Source organism: Geodermatophilus dictyosporus, from assembly GCF_900115505.1.
Classification (GTDB): Bacteria; Actinomycetota; Actinomycetes; order Mycobacteriales; family Geodermatophilaceae; genus Geodermatophilus; species Geodermatophilus dictyosporus.
Genome location: NZ_FOWQ01000003.1, coordinates 433269 through 448855 on the forward strand (window position 1 = coordinate 433269; position 15587 = coordinate 448855).

Below are 15587 nucleotides of genomic sequence, written 5' to 3' on the forward strand. Positions count from 1 at the left end.
GTAGGCCGGTCCGGCCGCTCGTGCCGCCTCCGGGACGCGGGCCGTTGTGCGCGCTCCCCGCCGGGTGCAGACTGCCGCCGCCGAGGGAGGGAGGCGCCCGTGCAGATCGCCCACCTGCTCCGCCGGAAGGGTCCCGGCGTGGTCACCGTGGCGCCCACCGCGCCGGTCCGCGAGGCGCTCGCGCTGCTGGCCGAGCACGGCATCGGGGCGCTGCTGGTGGCCGCCGTCCCGGGCGCCGTCGACGGCGTCCTCTCCGAGCGCGACGTCGTCCGCGGGCTGCACGCCTCGGGCCCGGGCGTCCTCGACGGGCCGGTGTCGGCGCTGATGACCGCCGAGGTGCGCACCTGCGTCCCCGGCGCCTCCGTGCACGACCTGGCCCGCACGATGACCGACCACCGCGTCCGGCACGTGCCCGTCGTCGAGGACGGCCGGCTGCTGGGCATCGTCTCCATCGGCGACGTCGTCAAGGCCCGGCTCGACGAGCTCGAGGAGGAGCGCGCCCACCTCGTCGACTACATCCAGACCTCCTGAGCACCGGTCCTGAGCCGGGCTCAGGACCGGCCGGTCGCGGGCGTACGGTGCGGCGCGTGGACGAGCGGCGCACCGGCACGCTGGCGGGCCTGGCCGCCTACGGGCTCTGGGGCCTGTTCCCGCTGTACTTCCCGCTGCTCGAGCCCGCCGGCGGGCTGGAGATCGTCGCCCACCGCGTGGTCTGGTCGCTGCTGTTCGTCGCGCTGCTGGTCACCGCGCTGCGCCGCTGGTCGCTGGTGCGCGCCGCGGTCACCGACGTCCGGTCGCTGCTCGTGCTGGCCGGCGCGGCGGTGCTCATCGCGGCCAACTGGCTGGTGTTCGTCTACGGCGTCAACTCCGGCCACGTGGTCGAGACCTCGCTGGGCTACTTCATCAACCCCCTGGTCAGCGTGCTGCTCGGCGTCGTCGTCTTCGCCGAGCGGCTGCGCCCCCTGCAGTGGACGGCGGTGGGTCTGGCCGCCCTCGCCGTCGCCGTCCTCACCTGGGACCACGGCCGCCCGCCCTGGATCGCGCTGACGCTGGCCCTCACCTTCGGCGCCTACGGCCTGCTCAAGAAGCTGGTGCGGGTCGAGGCGGCACCGGGCCTGCTGGTGGAGACGGCGCTGGTGCTCGTGCCGGCGCTGGTGGTCCTCGGGGTGCTCGAGACCTCGGGGCGGGGGACGGCGGGGGAGGGCGCCGGGCACCTGCTGCTGCTGGTCAGCTCCGGCGTCGCGACGGCGGTGCCGCTGCTGCTGTTCGCCGCGGCCGCCCGGCGGATCCCGCTGTCGACCGTGGGCCTGCTGCAGTACCTGACGCCGCTCATGCAGCTGGCCATCGGCGTCTTCGTCTACGGCGAGCCGATGCCCCCGGCGCGGCTCGCCGGGTTCGCCGTCGTGTGGGCCGCGCTGGCGGTGTTCACCGTCGACAGCCTGCGGGCGGCCCGCGCGGCCGGGCGCCGGGCGGCCGCCGAGCAGGTGCCTGCCGCTGCGTGAGGGCGGCGCCCGGTCACGGATCGCCGACGCCGCGCCCGGCACGGCGCGGAGTGTCGGCACCCGGGCCTACCGTCGTGGGTGACGGCTTCCCCCCGATCGAACGGACGTCCCGGCCATGACCCCCGACCCCGCCCCCGCGGTCTCCCCGCCCGAGGGCCCGGCGTCGGGCGAGGGCCCCGCGCAGCCCGCGGGCCTCACCCGGCGCGAGCACGAGATGCTGGCCTTCGAGCGGCAGTGGTGGCGCCACGCCGGTGCGAAGGAGACGGCCATCCGCGAGCAGTTCGGCGTCGCCCCGACGCGCTACTACCAGGTGCTCAACGCCCTGGTCGACCGCCCGGCGGCGCTGGCCGCCGACCCCCTCCTGGTGCGCCGGCTGCGGCGGCTGCGCACCGCCCGGCGCCAGCGGCGTTCGCCTCACCTCCTGGGCAAGGGCTCCCCGGCCATCTAGATTTGGTCACCGTGGGCAGGCACGCGGCGTCAGGTGGTGACCAACCGGGCCGTCCGGCCGCCCCGGTGGCCGGTGGCCGGCGCCGCACCGACGGCGTCCCACCGGGTGCCCCCGCCGCCCCGTCACCGGCCCCGCCGCCCGCCGACCAGGTCGAGCTGAGCGACCACGCGACCACCCCCGGCCGCAGCCGCGCCGACCGCCGGCGCGACGCCCTGCTCGGCAGCGACACCGACCGGCGCCGTCTCCTGACCGGCCGGCCCGCCGGGGCCACCGCCGCGCCGCGCACCGCGGAGCCACCGGCGCCGTCCGCCCCCCGCCCGGCCCGGCCCGCGGTCCGGCCGGTGCGCGCACCGGAGCCACCGGCCGCCCGCTCCCGCCCGGTCGAGCCCGCGCCGCTGACCCGTCCGCGCCTGCCCGCGCCGCCCGTGGCCGGCCCCGCGCGGCCGGAGCCCGAGCCGCCGGCCCGCCCGGCCGTCCCAGAGACCACCGTCGCGCCGTTCCAGGCGGTGCCCACACCCCAGGCCGACGAGGCCGGGCCCGCCGCACCGGCCATCGACCCCTGGGACCAGCCAGCCCGGCCGCCGGCCCGCGCCCGGACCGCACCCGCCCGCCCCCCCGCCGCCGAGCCCGCCGTCAGGGCGCGGTCGGCCGCGGCGGCCCCGCGAGCCGTGCCCGCCCGCCCGGCACCCGCCGCTCCCGCGCCGGCCGCGGCAGCTCCCGCACCGGCAGCCCCCGCACCGGCAGCCCCCGCACCGGCAGCTCCCTCTCCGGCAGCCGCGCCACCGGCGCCGTCCCCGGCGCCCAACGGCGGCAACCCGGCCTACCGCGACTGGACCCGACCCTCCGGCCCCGCCGCCGCCCGCCCCGCCGCGCCGCCCACCGAGGCCATCCCCGACCGGGAGGTCGCCCGCGGCCGCGCCGAGCCGGCCCCGGCCACCGAGGCCATCCCCGACCGCGGGGTCGCCGACCGGTACCGGGACCAGCCCGAGACCGGGACGAACACCGGCGTCGTCGGCGGCCGGGCCGCGGGGCGCGCCGAGCGCCAGGCCCGGGAGGCCGAGCGGCAGGCGATGGAGGCCGAGCGCCGCAAGGCCGCCCGCCGGGCCGGCGTCTCGCGCGCCGCGCTGCGCGCCGCCGACGACCAGGACGCCCCGCCGCGCCGCGGGCGCACCGCCGTGGGCCTGCTCGCCGTCGTCGTGGTCGCGCTCGTCGTCCTCGGCGTCTACAGCTTCACCTCCCCGGAGGCCCAGGAGGCCGGGTCCACCGAGCCTGCGACGACGACGGCGGCGCCGACGTCGGCGGCGCCCCCGTCCGGCCCGCTGCCGCCGCTGTCGGTGGAGCCGCTGCCGCCGGTGGAGGAGGCGCCGGCCACGCCCGTCCGCGTGCCGGTGACCGTGCTCAACGCCACCCAGATCGGCGGGCTGGCCGCCGACGTGGCCGGGTCGCTGGCCGGGCAGGGGTGGCAGAGCGCCGGGGTGGGCGAGTACCAGGGCAGCGAGGTCGCCACGACCACCGTCTTCTTCACCCAGGGCGACGAGACGCAGCGCCAGTCGGCCGTGCAGTTGATGGACGCCTTCCCGCAGGTGACGGTCGGGCCCTCGGTGCGGTTCTTCGAGGTCCCCGGCGTGGCCGACCCCGGTCTGGTGGTCGTCGTCACCGGCGAGTGGCAGCCCTGACCCGACACCGGCGGAACACCGGTGCGGCGCCGTCCGTTGGCCGCAGCGTGCGTCCCCACCGCGGGCCCGTGCGTCTCCGCCCGCGCTCCGGCGCCCGCGCGACCCTCGGTGCCCTGACCGCCCTGCTGCTCGCCGGCACGGTGCTCGTCTCACTGCCCGCGACCGCCCACGCCGCCGAGGACGTCGGCACGGAGGAGGCGTGGATCCCCTCGGGTTCGGGCGCCGACGCCGTGGAGCTCGACACCACGCTGTACGTGCCGGCCTCGGCGACCGCGGACGCCCCGGCGCCGGCCGTCGTCCTCGCCCACGGCTTCGGCGGCAGCAAGCAGTCGGTGGCCGACGACGCCGCCGACCTGGCCGGCCGCGGCTACGTCGTGATGACCTACTCCGCGCGCGGCTTCGGCGCGAGCACCGGCCAGATCGGCCTGGACGACCCCCGCTACGAGGTCGCCGACCTCTCCACCCTGATCGACGTGCTCGCCGAGCGCGACGACGTCCTGCGCGACGGCGACGGCGACCCGCGGGTGGGCGTGGCCGGCGCCTCCTACGGCGGTGCGCTGTCGCTGCTCGGCGCCGCCTACGACGACCGCGTCGACGCCATCGCCCCGCAGATCACCTGGAACTCGCTGACCGCGGCGCTGTTCCCCTCGCAGACCGGCACCGTCGAGGCCGCCACGCCCGCGGCCACCCCGCAGGACCCCGACGCCGGCGTCTACAAGCGGCTGTGGGCCGGGCTGTTCTTCGGCGTGGGCTCGGTGCCCACCGGCGGCCTGCTCGGCCAGCTGGGGGGCGGCGGGGAGGCCACCGACGAGGACGGTGAGGACGGCGCCGGGGACGGCGGGAGCGGCGGCGGTGCGGCGGCCGCCCCGGCGTCGGTGCCCGACCTGCCGTTCGACCCCTCGACGGTCGACCCGGCCGCCGTGGAGCAGGCGCTCACCTGCGGCCGCTTCCGCGCCGACATCTGCGCCGCCTACCAGGACGCCGCGGCGACCGGCACGCTGACGCCGGAGATCGCCGCCGTCCTCGACCGCAGCAGCCCGGCCGGGGTGCTCGACCGCATCACCGCGCCGACGCTGCTGGTGCAGGGCACCGAGGACTCGCTGTTCGGCCTCGGCCAGGCCGATGCCAACGCCCGCGGCATCGCCGCCACCGGTACCGAGGTCAAGGTCGTCTGGTACGCCGGCGGCCACGACTCGCAGGCCTCCGAGCGGGAGACCGCCGAGCTGCGCGACCTCGTGGCGGGCTGGTTCGACTGGCACCTGCGCGACGGGGACGACCCCGCCCGCGGCGAGGACCCCGGCACCGGCTTCTGGTTCCCCGCGCCCACCGGCCTGGGCAGCGGGCTGGGCAGCGTGCAGGGCGGCAGCCAGAGCGTGGTCGCCGGCGCCTACCCGGGCCTGGACGACGGGGCGGCCGCCGAGCGGACCGAGCTCGCCGTCGACGGCCCGACGCAGCCGGTGGTCACCCCGGCCGGCGGCACCCCGGCCGCGATCACCACCGTCCCCGGCCTGGGCTCGATCGCCTCGGCACTGGCCGGCACCGCGGTGGAGATCCCCGGCCAGTTCGCCGCCTTCTCCACGGAGCCGCTCGCCGAGGCCGTCGAGGTGGTCGGCACGCCCGCCGTCGACCTCGCCGTCGCCTCCCCGACCGGCAGCGCCACCCTCTTCGCCAAGCTGTACGACGTCGGCCCCGACGGCACGCAGACGCTGCCGGGCGGTCTGGTCGCCCCGCTCGCGCTCACCGGGCTGTCCGCCGACCCGACGGCGCCGACCGAGGTCACCGTCACGCTGCCGGGGATCGTGCACCGCTTCGAGGCCGGCCACACGATGCGCGTCGTCGTCTCCTCCACCGACCAGGCCTTCGCGCTGCCGGCCGAGTCCACCGTCTACTCGGTGGCGCTGGCCGGCGCGGACAACGGCGGCACCGCGCTCGCCGTCCCGACCGTCGAGGGGCAGGCGCAGGCCGACGGCGGCACCTCCCGCTGGTGGTGGCTGCTGGCCGCCGTCGTGGCGCTCGGTCTGCTCGGCGCGCTCGCCGGGTGGCTCTGGGGCCGCCGCCGGCGCCGGGTGACCTCGGTGGTCGAGCCCGACGGCGAGGACGTGCCGCTGCGCTTCGAGGGCGTCACCAAGGCCTACAAGGACGGCTTCGTGGCCGTGCGCGACCTGTCCTTCGAGGTGCGCCGCGGCCAGGTGCTGGGCCTGCTCGGCCCCAACGGCGCGGGCAAGACGACGTCGCTGCGCATGCTCATGGGCCTCATCCGCCCGACCGAGGGGCGGATCAGCGTCTTCGGCCACGCCGCGGGTCCCGGCGCGCCGGTGCTGTCGCGGCTGGGCTCCTTCGTCGAGGGCACCGGGCTCATGCCGCACCTGTCCGGGCGGGACAACCTGACGCTGTACTGGGCCGCCACCGGCCGCCCGGCCGAGGACGCGCACATGGAGGAGGCGATCGAGGTCGCCGGCCTGGGGGCGGCCATCGACCGCCCCGTGCGGCGCTACAGCCAGGGGATGCGCCAGCGGGTGGCCATCGCGCAGGCGATGCTGGGCCTGCCCGACCTGCTGGTCCTCGACGAGCCGACCAACGGGCTGGACCCGCCGCAGATCCACGCCATGCGCGAGGTGCTGCGCTCCTACGCCGCCACCGGCCGCACGGTCATCGTCTCCAGCCACCTGCTCAGCGAGATCGAGCAGACCTGCACCCACGTGGTGGTCATGGCCAAGGGGCAGAAGATCGCGCAGGGGACCGTCGAGGACATCGTCGGCACCGGCGGCGCGGTGCTGGTCGGCCTGTCCGACCCCGCCGACGCCGACCGGGCGGCCGCCGTGCTGTCCGGGCTGCCCGGGGTCACCGTCGAGCACACCGACGAGGGCCTGGTCGCCGACCTCGGCGACCGCACGACGCGCGCGGCGGCGCTGCAGGCGCTGGTGGCCGCCGACGTCGCCGTGGACCAGTTCACGCCGCGGCGCCGGCTCGAGGACGCCTTCCTGGCCCTGGTGGGGGAGAACTGATGACCGCGACGGAGCACGTGCAGCCCACCGGCGCGGTCGCCGGCTACCGGCCCGAGCGGACGCTGCGGCTGGGCGTCGAGCTGCGCCGGCAGTTCAAGCGGCGGCGCACCATCGGCGTGTTCGCGCTGATGGTCGCCCTGCCGCTGGTGCTCATCGCCGCGCTGCAGCTGGGCGCCAGCGAGGAGGCGCGGACCAACAGCCGGATCAACCTCGTCGACGTCGCCACCGCCAGCGGGCTGAACTTCACGCTGTTCGTGCTGTTCGCGACGACGAGCTTCTTCCTGGTCGTGGTGTACGCGCTGTTCTTCGGCGACACCGTGGCCAGCGAGGCACAGTGGGGGTCGCTGCGCTACACGCTGGCCACGCCGGTGCCGCGGAGCCGACTGCTGCGGCAGAAGTTCGCCGCCGCGCTGGTGCTCTCGGTCAGCGCGCTGCTCACCCTCGCCTCGGTCGCGGTGGTCGCGGGCGGCATCGCCTTCGGCTTCGCGGAGATCCAGACGCCGATCGGGGTGACCCTCTCGCAGGGCGAGGGCCTGCTGCGGCTGGCCGGGATGCTCGGCTACCTCGCCGTCCACCTGCTCGTCGTCGGCACGCTGGCGTTCTGGCTGTCCACCGTCACCGACGCGCCGCTGGCCGCGGTCGGCGGGGCGGTGTTCACCGTGTTCGTCTTCGCCATCCTCGACCAGGTCGAGCAGCTCGGGTCGATCCGCGACTGGTTCCCCACCGCGGAGGAGTTCGCCTGGACCGACCTGCTGCAGACCCCGGTCGACTCCTCGGACCTCTTCCGCGGGGTGGTCCAGTCCCTCGTCTACGCCGCCGTCTTCACCGCGCTGGGCTTCCGGCACTTCTCCCGCCGCGACGTCACCAGCTGAACGAGGTGAGCCGCCCTGCGGGGGCGGGACGCGGGGACGGGCCCGGAGGGTCCTCGCCGCGTCCGCGTGCAGCGGCTCCACGCGGCAGGGGGACGGCACCTGGCCGCGGTGTCGCCCGGTGGGGCGACGGTGTCACAGGCTCGCTCGCACGGCCTGGGCCCAGCCGACGCCCATCGCCCCGTCGGTGACCGACACCCCGGGGACGGCGGCCAGCAGGCCGGCCATGCCGTCGACCTCGGCGCCGTTGGCGGTGATCCACAGCCGCCCGACCGCCGGTGCCATCTCCAGGTCGCTGGCGCTGTCGCCGACCGCGACGGCGTCGGCCGGGTCGATGCCGCGCCGCTCGAGGTCCCAGGCGATCGCGACGCCCTTGTCGATGCCGCGCGGCATGAGGTGGTAGACCCGCGCCAGCTGCCCCTCCGGGGCGAGCCGCAGCCGGGCCGACGCCGGGATCGCGCCGTTGTCCTTGAGCGTGAGCCACGGCAGGCCCCGCTCGGCCAGCCAGGCGTCGACGGCGACCGGGTCGACGTGGCCGCGCAGCAGCGCGTCGCCCTCGTGGGTGGTGTGCCAGGGCGCGTGCCACTCCAGCCGGCCGGGGTGCGCGGCGCACAGCGCCTCGACGACGCCGAGCTCGGCCAGCACGTCCACCGGCGTCCGCCCCGCGTACTCGGCCGGCAGCTCGCCGGTCAGCTGGTGGCGCGCCCGGCCGCCCTTCCACGTGACCAGCGACCCCAGCTCGGCGATCGCGCCGTCGGCCCCGAAGATCCGCCCGGCCTCGGTCACCTGGTCGGCGGTGCGGCCGCTGACGATGACCAGGGCGACCCCGGCCGTGTGCAGCTCCAGCAGCGCCGCGGCGGGCTCGGCCGTCGGCGCGCCCTCCGCGGTGTGCCAGAACGACCCCCGCGGGCCGACCATCGTGCCGTCGAGGTCGGTGTAGACGATGCGCGCAGCCACACCGGTCAGCATGGCCGGACCCCGGGGCCCTCCCGGCAGGCGGGTAGAGTCCGGGGCGTTCCACTCATCCAGAGGGGCAGAGGGACACGGCCCGGTGAAGCCCCGGCAACCGCGCTCGCGCGAGCGGCGAGAGGTGCCAATTCCGTCCCGCGCGGCTCGACGGCCCGACGCGGGGAAGATGAGGAGGTAGTCGTCGCATGACCCTGACCGCTCCCGGTTCCACCCAGGCCGACTCCGCCGCAGGCGGCCCGGTCCCGCCCAGCCCCGCCCGGGGTCTCGTCTGTCGCAACTGCGGCGCCACCTTCGGCCTGGTCGCCGAGCACGCCTGCGCGGAGTGCTTCGGCCCGCTGGAGGTCGACTACGACCCCGAGCGCATGCGCGCGGTCACGCGGGAGCAGATCGAGGCCGGCCCGCAGAACATCTGGCGCTACGCCGCCCTGCTGCCGGTGGGCCAGGACCCGGCCGACCGCGTCTCGCTCGACCCCGGCATGACGCCGCTGGTGCGCGCCGACCGGCTGGCCGCCGAGCTCGGCCTCACCGGCGGGCTGTGGGTCAAGGACGACTCGGCCAACCCGACCCACTCGTTCAAGGACCGCGTGGTCAGCCTCGCCGCGACCGCCGCGAGGGGCCTGGGCTACGCCAAGATCGCCGCGGCCTCCACCGGCAACCTGGCCAACTCGGTGGCCGCGCACGCCGCCCGCGTCGGCATCCCGTCCTACGTGTTCATCCCGGCCGACCTCGAGCCCGGCAAGGTCGTCCAGTCGGCGGTCTACGGGCAGACGCTCGTCGCCGTCGACGGGTCCTACGACGACGTCAACCGGCTGACCAGCGAGCTCGCCGAGACCGACGAGTTCGAGGACACCGCCTTCGTCAACCAGAACGTGCGGCCCTACTACGCCGAGGGCTCCAAGACGATGGGCTACGAGATCGCCGAGCAGCTCGGCTGGCGCATCCCGGCCCAGGTCGTCATCCCGATGGCCTCGGGCTCGCTGCTGACCAAGGTGGACAAGGCCTGGCGGGAGCTGGCCGCCGCCGGCATCGTCGAGGCCACCGAGTGGCGGGTGTTCGGCGCCCAGTCGGCCGGCTGCGACCCGATCGCCACCGCCTTCGACAACGGCTGGGACGTCGTCAAGCCGGTCAAGCCCACCGGCATCGCGAAGTCGCTCAACATCGGCAACCCCGCCGACGGCCCCTACGCGCTGGACGCCATCCGCCGCACCGGCGGCGCCGTCGGCCGGGTCGGCGACGCCGAGATCGTCCAGGGCATCCGCGACCTGGCCCGCACCACGGGCGTCTTCGCCGAGACCGCGGGCGGCGTGACCGTGGCCGTGCTGCGGCAGCTGGTCGAGGACGGCCGCCTCGACCCGGCGGAGGAGACCGTCGTCCTCAACACCGGCGAGGGCCTCAAGACCCTCGACCCCCTCCTGCCGGTGGTCGGCCCCACGCACCGGGTCGAGCCGTCGCTGCGGTCGGTGCGGACGGCCGGGCTCATCGGGTAGGGGCGTAGGCTCGGCCCAGCGCCGGTCCGGCGGGTGAGCGCACCCCCCGATCGGGCCATGTGTCCTGCCTGAGGTGACTCCCCAGGCGGCGCTCCCTGCTGTACGTTTCCGCGCGGTTGTCAGTTCCACGTTCGTGTCCGACGGGCGGAAGAGCTGTACCCGGCCCCCGGACATCGGGGTCCGTCCGCAGGCACGAGACGTGGGAGCACACGTGGCACAGGGCACCGTGAAGTGGTTCAACGCCGAGAAGGGCTTCGGCTTCATCGCCGTCGACGGCGGCCAGGACGTCTTCGTCCACTACTCGGCCATCCAGATGGACGGGTACAAGAGCCTCGACGAGGGCCAGCGGGTGACCTTCGAGGTCGTCCAGGGCGAGAAGGGTCCCCAGGCCGACGCGGTGCGCACCGCCTGAGCCCCGGCCCGGACGTGCAGTGGCCCGGTCCCCGTCGCGGGGGCCGGGCCGCTGCCGTGTCCGGGGACGGCGACCGCGCACCGCCGAGCTGGGCGCCGGCGGTGCTCGCCGCGCACGCCGCCGTCCTGCTGCTGCTCCTGCTCGTCTCCCTCGCGCTGCACGCCGGCGGTGTCGACACCGGCGGCGGTGCCGGTGTCGGGCCGGTGACCTGGGTGCTCGCGCTCGCCGTCGTCGTCCTCGTGGCCCGGGCCGTCGGGGTGCGCCGGCCACGGCCGCTGCAGCGCTGGCTGGCCGGCACCGCGTGCTGGGCGGTCCTGCCCTGGACCTGGCTGGCCGTGGGCCTGGCCGCCCCGCAGCCGGAGCGCGGCTGGGTGTGGGCGACCGTCGTCGGCGGCTCGGCGCACGGCTGGTCCTGGCTGGTCCCGCTGCTCGCCTTCGGCGCGCTGTGGACCGCCGTCCTCGCGCGCCTGTCCGACTGACCGCCCGGGAACGGTCCTCGGGCACCCCCCGTTCTTGCACTCGGCAGGTGCGAGTGCCAGACTTCCGATTGGCACTCGACAGTGCCGAGTGCCAATCAGGTCGGAACGGTGAGGCACTGGAGCGCGGGCCACGTGAGCGCCCGCGGCGCCGGTGTCGTCCGTCGCGGGCGCCGGTCCCGGCCGTGCAGCGATCCATGCATGGAGGACATCACCACATGGCCAAGATGATCGCCTTCGAGGAAGAGGCGCGCCGCGGCCTCGAGCGGGGCATGAACACCCTCGCCGACGCCGTCAAGGTGACGCTCGGCCCCAAGGGCCGCAACGTCGTCCTCGAGAAGAAGTGGGGCGCTCCCACGATCACCAACGACGGTGTGAGCATCGCCAAGGAGATCGAGCTCGAGGACCCCTGGGAGAAGATCGGCGCCGAGCTGGTCAAGGAGGTCGCGAAGAAGACCGACGACGTCGCGGGTGACGGCACCACCACCGCCACCGTGCTGGCCCAGGCGCTCGTCCGCGAGGGTCTGCGCAACGTCGCCGCCGGCGCCAACCCGATGGCCCTGAAGAAGGGCATCGAGAAGGCCGTCGCCTCGGTCACCGAGTACCTGCTCTCGACCGCCAAGGACGTCGAGACCAAGGAGCAGATCGCCGCCACCGCGTCGATCTCCGCCGCCGACCCGGCCATCGGCGAGCTCATCGCCGAGGCGATGGACAAGGTCGGCAAGGAAGGCGTCATCACCGTCGAGGAGAGCAACACCTTCGGCCTCGAGCTCGAGCTCACCGAGGGCATGCGCTTCGACAAGGGCTACATCTCGCCCTACTTCGTCACCGACGCCGAGCGCATGGAGGCCGTCCTCGACGACCCGTACGTGCTCGTCGTCAACTCCAAGATCAGCTCGGTCAAGGACCTGCTCCCGCTGCTGGAGAAGGTCATGCAGTCGGGCAAGCCGCTGGCCATCATCGCCGAGGACGTCGAGGGCGAGGCCCTCGCGACCCTGGTCGTGAACAAGATCCGCGGCACCTTCAAGTCGCTGGCCGTCAAGGCCCCCGGCTTCGGCGACCGCCGCAAGGCCATGCTGACCGACATCGCCATCCTCACCGGTGGCCAGGTCATCAGCGAGGAGGTCGGCCTCAAGCTGGACAACGCCGGCCTCGAGCTGCTCGGCCGCGCCCGCAAGGTCGTCGTCACCAAGGACGAGACGACGATCGTCGAGGGTGCCGGTGACTCCGACCAGATCGCCGGCCGGGTGAACCAGATCCGCGCCGAGATCGAGAAGTCGGACTCCGACTACGACCGCGAGAAGCTGCAGGAGCGCCTGGCCAAGCTGGCCGGTGGCGTCGCCGTCATCAAGGCCGGCGCCGCGACCGAGGTCGAGCTCAAGGAGCGCAAGCACCGCATCGAGGACGCGGTGCGCAACGCCAAGGCCGCCGTCGAGGAGGGCATCGTCGCCGGTGGTGGCGTCGCCCTGGCGCAGGCCACCGCCGTCGCGTTCGAGAAGCTCGACGTCGAGGGTGACGAGGCCACCGGTGCCAACATCGTGCGTGTCGCGCTCGAGGCGCCGCTGAAGCAGATCGCCGTCAACGCCGGCCTCGAGGGCGGCGTCGTGGCGGAGAAGGTCCGCAACTCCGAGGTGGGCCACGGCCTGAACGCCGCCTCCGGCGAGTACGTGGACCTGGTCGCGGCCGGCATCATCGACCCCGCCAAGGTCACCCGCTCGGCGCTGCAGAACGCCGCCTCCATCGCGGCGCTCTTCCTCACCACCGAGGCCGTCATCGCCGACAAGCCGGAGAAGGCCGCCCCGGCCATGCCCGGTGGCGACGGCGGCATGGGCGGCATGGACTTCTGAGTCCCGCCTTCCCGTAGCACCAGCAACGCCCGGCAGGGGCGGTCCCGCACTCGCGGGGCCGCCCCTGTCGGCGTCCGCGGGCCCCTGTCCCGCCGAACGCGCGCGCGGCGCCCCCTCCGGACGACGGAGGGGGCGTTCGGCGCGTCCTCGGCCGGGACAGCCCGAGCTGCCGCTGACCGGCGTGCCCCCCCGAGATCACCTCGGGCCCAGCGGGCTCTCGTGCCCGGTGAGGCCCCGCTGCACCCGAGGTGATCACCGGTCCGGGGCGAGCGCGGGTGCGGGTGCGTCGGCCGCGGCGGTGGCGGGTAGGCGGGCGGCGTGGCCGTGGTGATCGGGACGTCGGGGTGGCAGTACCGCGACTGGCGCGGCCGCTTCTACCCGCAGCGGCTGCCGCAGCGGCTCTGGCTGGAGCACCACGCGCAGCACTTCGCCACGGTCGAGAGCAACGCCGCCTTCTACCGGCTGCCCGAGCGGGACACCTTCGCCGCCTGGCGCGAGCGGACCCCGCCCGACTACCGCTGGGCGGTCAAGGCCAGCCGCTTCCTCACCCACGTCAAGCGGCTGCGGGAGCCGGAGGAACCGGTCGCCCGCCTGGTGCAGCACGCCGAGGGCCTGGGCGAGCGGCTCGACGTCGTCCTGCTGCAGCTGCCGCCGACGCTCCGGGCCGACGCCGGGCTGCTGCGCGACTGCCTGGCCTGCTTCCCGCCGGGCGTCCGGGTGGCCGTCGAGCCGCGGCACGAGACGTGGGCGACCGACGAGGTGCGCGCGCTCCTGGAGCGCTACGGCGCCGCGCTGTGCTGGGCCGACCGCGCCGAGCGGCCGGTGACCCCGCTGTGGCGCACCACCGGCTGGGGCTACCTGCGGCTGCACACCGGCGCCGAGGGCTGGGGCTACCCGGCCGCGGTCCTCGACGAGTGGGCGCAGCGCCTCGCGGCCAGCTGGGCCGACGACGAGGACGTGTTCGTCTACCTCAACAACGACCCCGGCGGGGCGGCCGTCGTCGACGCGGTGGCCCTGGCCGGCGCCGTCCGCCGGACCGGCCGCACGCCCACCCGGGTGCCCACGCCCGAGCAGGCCAGCGGCCTGGCCTGGCCGGCGGCCTGAGCTCAGTCGTCGTCGCCGCCGGAGCCCGACGAGCCGGACCCGCCGCGCCCGGAGCCGCTGGAGCCGTCGTGGTCGTCGTCGTCGTCGTGGTCCTCGTCGGAGTGGTCGAGGTCGCTCGGCGAGTCGCCACCGGAGTCGTCGACCTCGTCGGCGTCGTCGGAGCCGGTCGCCGGGGCCGGGGCGGGCGGGGTGGCGTCGTCCTCGGGGTGGTCCCGGCCGGAGCCGGAGCCGGAGCCGGAGTTCACGGAGCCGGAGCCGGAGTCCACGGAGCCGGGGCCGGAGTTCGACGAGGTCGGGCGCGGGCCGGAGGTCGTCGGGCGCGCCGACGTCGGGGCCGCGGGAGGGGTGGCGGTCGGGCCGTCGTCGTCGGAGGAGTCGTCGGAGGAGTCGTCGGAGGGGTCGTCGGGGGAGTCGGGCGCGTCGCTGTCGTCGGCGGCGTCGGAGGTCGGCGCGATCGGTGTCGGGAGGACCGCCGTCGGGTCCGCGCCGGGGGTCTCGTCGGCGGGCGCGGAGATCCCGGTCCTGGGGCTGCCGGCGTCGGCGGAGTCGGGCAGGTCGAAGGGCGTCACGGTCTCCAGGACGCCGGCGACGCCGTCCTGGACCGGCCCCGGGAGCGCCCCGGTGGCGCCTGCGCCGGTGACCCCGACGACGGCGATGCCGACACCGGCCGCGGCCTGGGCCACGGTGGAGGCCGACGTGATCTTGGCGAGGACGGCGGTCACTCCCGACAGCAGCGGCATGCCGGTGTGATCGGCGCCTCGGTCAGGACCTCGAGCCGTCATGCAGTCAGCGCGTCGGGATCCTCCCGATGGGCGACCCCCAGCTGCTCGGCGGCCTGCCCGAGCACCCACTGGACGGCGAGGGTGTCGGCCAGCGGCATGACCGTGCTCTCGGTGCGCCCCGTCTGCAGGCAGGCGGTGACCTCGGCCAGCTCGTGGGAGTAGCCGACCCCCGATGCCGGGCGGCTGATCGTCTCCGGCTCCGCGCCGGTGCGGTGCAGCACGATCGTGTCGGGGTGGTGGAAGCGGGGGAGGACGTCGATCCACCCCTCCGTGCCGAACACCCGCGCCTGCCCCGGCGTCGGGTAGCGCAGCGAGGTGGTCAGCGTGGCGCTGCGGCCGTCGTCCCAGCCCAGCAGCAGACCGGCCTCGGCGTCGACCCCGGTGGGGTAGGTGGAGCCCGCGACGGTGACGGTGTCGGGCGCGCCGAGCAGCATCTGCGCGAAGGACACGACGTAGACGCCGAGGTCGAGCAGCGCCCCGCCGCCGAGCTCGAGGGCGAACAGCCGGTCGGCGGGGTCGTAGACGCGGTCGACGCCGAGGTCGGCCTGCACCGAGCGCACCTCGCCGATCGCGCCGTCGGCGACCAGCTCGCGCAGCGCCACGACGGCCGGCTGGAAGCGCGTCCACATCGCCTCCATGACGAAGACGCCGGCGTCGCGGGCGGCGGCCACGACCTGCTCGGCGCCCGGCGTCGTCGCGGTGAACGCCTTCTCCACCAGCAGCGGCTTGCCCGCCTCGATCGCGGCCAGCGCGACGGCGTGGTGCTGGGCGTGCGGGGTGGCGAGGTAGAGCACGTCGACGTCGGGGTCGGCGAGGATCCCGGCGTAGGACCCGTAGGACCGCTCCAGCCCGTGCTCCCGGGCGAAGGCCGCGGCCCGCTCGGCCGACCGCGAGGCCACCGCCACCGGCCGGGCGTCCGGGACGTGCGCGAAGTCCCCCAGCACGTTCTGCGCGATGCGCCCCGGTCCGACGACGCCCCAGCGGATCTCCCTGCTCACCCCGACGACGCT

At 75.9% G+C, this 15587-nt stretch carries 14 protein-coding genes and 1 riboswitch; of the genes, 11 read left to right on the top strand and 3 right to left on the bottom strand.

Going from position 1 to position 15587, the window contains the following annotated elements; translation table 11 throughout:
* Positions 1 to 99 precede the first annotated feature (99 nt).
* The 6 genes from BMZ33_RS09340 to BMZ33_RS09365 all read left to right on the top strand — a co-directional run bounded on the left by BMZ33_RS09340 (position 100) and on the right by BMZ33_RS09365 (position 7503).
* Complete coding sequence (locus tag BMZ33_RS09340; RefSeq protein ID WP_091109268.1) at positions 100 to 531, top strand: CBS domain-containing protein; 432 nt, start codon at positions 100 to 102, stop codon at positions 529 to 531.
* Between the two features lie 56 nt (positions 532 to 587).
* Complete coding sequence (gene rarD, locus BMZ33_RS09345; protein ID WP_091109269.1) at positions 588 to 1502, top strand: EamA family transporter RarD; 915 nt, start codon at positions 588 to 590, stop codon at positions 1500 to 1502.
* Between the two features lie 115 nt (positions 1503 to 1617).
* Entirely contained in the window at positions 1618 to 1950 is a 333-nt protein-coding gene (locus BMZ33_RS09350; RefSeq protein WP_091109270.1) for a DUF3263 domain-containing protein, read from the top strand.
* Positions 1951 to 1961: 11 nt separating this feature from the next.
* Positions 1962 to 3626: a LytR C-terminal domain-containing protein gene (locus tag BMZ33_RS09355; RefSeq protein WP_136697252.1), complete on the top strand. Its 1665-nt coding sequence runs from the start codon at positions 1962 to 1964 to the stop codon at positions 3624 to 3626.
* Positions 3627 to 3694: 68 nt separating this feature from the next.
* Positions 3695 to 6631: an alpha/beta fold hydrolase gene (locus BMZ33_RS09360; protein ID WP_169064101.1), complete on the top strand. Its 2937-nt coding sequence runs from the start codon at positions 3695 to 3697 to the stop codon at positions 6629 to 6631.
* On the top strand, positions 6631 to 7503 hold the full coding sequence (locus BMZ33_RS09365; RefSeq protein ID WP_091109273.1) for an ABC transporter permease: 873 nt from the start codon (positions 6631 to 6633) through the stop codon (positions 7501 to 7503). The genes BMZ33_RS09360 and BMZ33_RS09365 overlap by 1 nt, the downstream gene beginning before the upstream one ends.
* A 132-nt stretch (positions 7504 to 7635) precedes the next feature.
* Here BMZ33_RS09365 and BMZ33_RS09370 read toward each other — a convergent pair whose 3' ends face one another.
* Positions 7636 to 8457, bottom strand: coding sequence for an HAD family hydrolase (locus tag BMZ33_RS09370; RefSeq protein ID WP_091109824.1), 822 nt, complete (start codon positions 8455 to 8457; stop codon positions 7636 to 7638).
* A 61-nt stretch (positions 8458 to 8518) separates the two neighbouring features.
* Positions 8519 to 8642: riboswitch (SAM riboswitch) on the top strand.
* A 12-nt stretch (positions 8643 to 8654) separates the two neighbouring features.
* Here BMZ33_RS09370 and thrC point away from each other — a divergent pair.
* The 5 genes from thrC (at position 8655) to BMZ33_RS09395 (ending at position 13795) form a co-directional block, all read left to right on the top strand.
* Positions 8655 to 9956 carry a threonine synthase gene (thrC, locus tag BMZ33_RS09375; RefSeq protein WP_169064102.1) on the top strand — a complete coding sequence of 434 codons (1302 nt, stop codon included), beginning with the start codon at positions 8655 to 8657 and terminating at the stop codon, positions 9954 to 9956.
* Positions 9957 to 10167: 211 nt separating this feature from the next.
* Positions 10168 to 10368, top strand: a complete 201-nt coding sequence (locus BMZ33_RS09380; protein WP_091109274.1) for a cold-shock protein — start codon at positions 10168 to 10170, stop codon at positions 10366 to 10368.
* A 56-nt stretch (positions 10369 to 10424) separates the two neighbouring features.
* The gene (locus tag BMZ33_RS09385) at positions 10425 to 10847 is read left to right on the top strand and encodes a hypothetical protein (RefSeq protein WP_091109275.1); all 423 of its coding nucleotides are present in this window, start codon (positions 10425 to 10427) and stop codon (positions 10845 to 10847) included.
* A 215-nt stretch (positions 10848 to 11062) separates the two neighbouring features.
* A complete protein-coding gene (gene groL, locus BMZ33_RS09390; protein ID WP_091109276.1) occupies positions 11063 to 12691 on the top strand; it encodes a chaperonin GroEL in 1629 nt (542 codons plus the stop codon).
* Positions 12692 to 13009: 318 nt separating this feature from the next.
* Positions 13010 to 13795 carry a DUF72 domain-containing protein gene (locus BMZ33_RS09395; RefSeq protein ID WP_091109277.1) on the top strand — a complete coding sequence of 262 codons (786 nt, stop codon included), beginning with the start codon at positions 13010 to 13012 and terminating at the stop codon, positions 13793 to 13795.
* A 2-nt stretch (positions 13796 to 13797) separates the two neighbouring features.
* Here BMZ33_RS09395 and BMZ33_RS23195 read toward each other — a convergent pair whose 3' ends face one another.
* Both BMZ33_RS23195 and BMZ33_RS09405 read right to left on the bottom strand, forming a co-directional pair.
* Entirely contained in the window at positions 13798 to 14535 is a 738-nt protein-coding gene (locus BMZ33_RS23195; RefSeq protein ID WP_169064103.1) for a hypothetical protein, read from the bottom strand.
* 38 nt (positions 14536 to 14573) lie between these two features.
* Positions 14574 to 15575, bottom strand: a complete 1002-nt coding sequence (locus BMZ33_RS09405) for a Gfo/Idh/MocA family protein (RefSeq protein ID WP_091109278.1) — start codon at positions 15573 to 15575, stop codon at positions 14574 to 14576.
* Positions 15576 to 15587: the final 12 nt, after the last annotated feature.

What these genes read in the sequence shown, in the direction of transcription:
- BMZ33_RS09350 (WP_091109270.1), top strand. Translation starts at nt 1,618, where the DNA reads ATGACCCCCGACCCCGCCCCCGCGGTCTCCCCGCCCGAGGGCCCGGCG.
- BMZ33_RS23195 (WP_169064103.1), bottom strand. Translation starts at nt 14,535, where the DNA reads ATGCCGCTGCTGTCGGGAGTGACCGCCGTCCTCGCCAAGATCACGTCG.
- thrC (WP_169064102.1), top strand. Translation starts at nt 8,655, where the DNA reads ATGACCCTGACCGCTCCCGGTTCCACCCAGGCCGACTCCGCCGCAGGC.
- BMZ33_RS09365 (WP_091109273.1), top strand. Translation starts at nt 6,631, where the DNA reads ATGACCGCGACGGAGCACGTGCAGCCCACCGGCGCGGTCGCCGGCTAC.
- groL (WP_091109276.1), top strand. Translation starts at nt 11,063, where the DNA reads ATGGCCAAGATGATCGCCTTCGAGGAAGAGGCGCGCCGCGGCCTCGAG.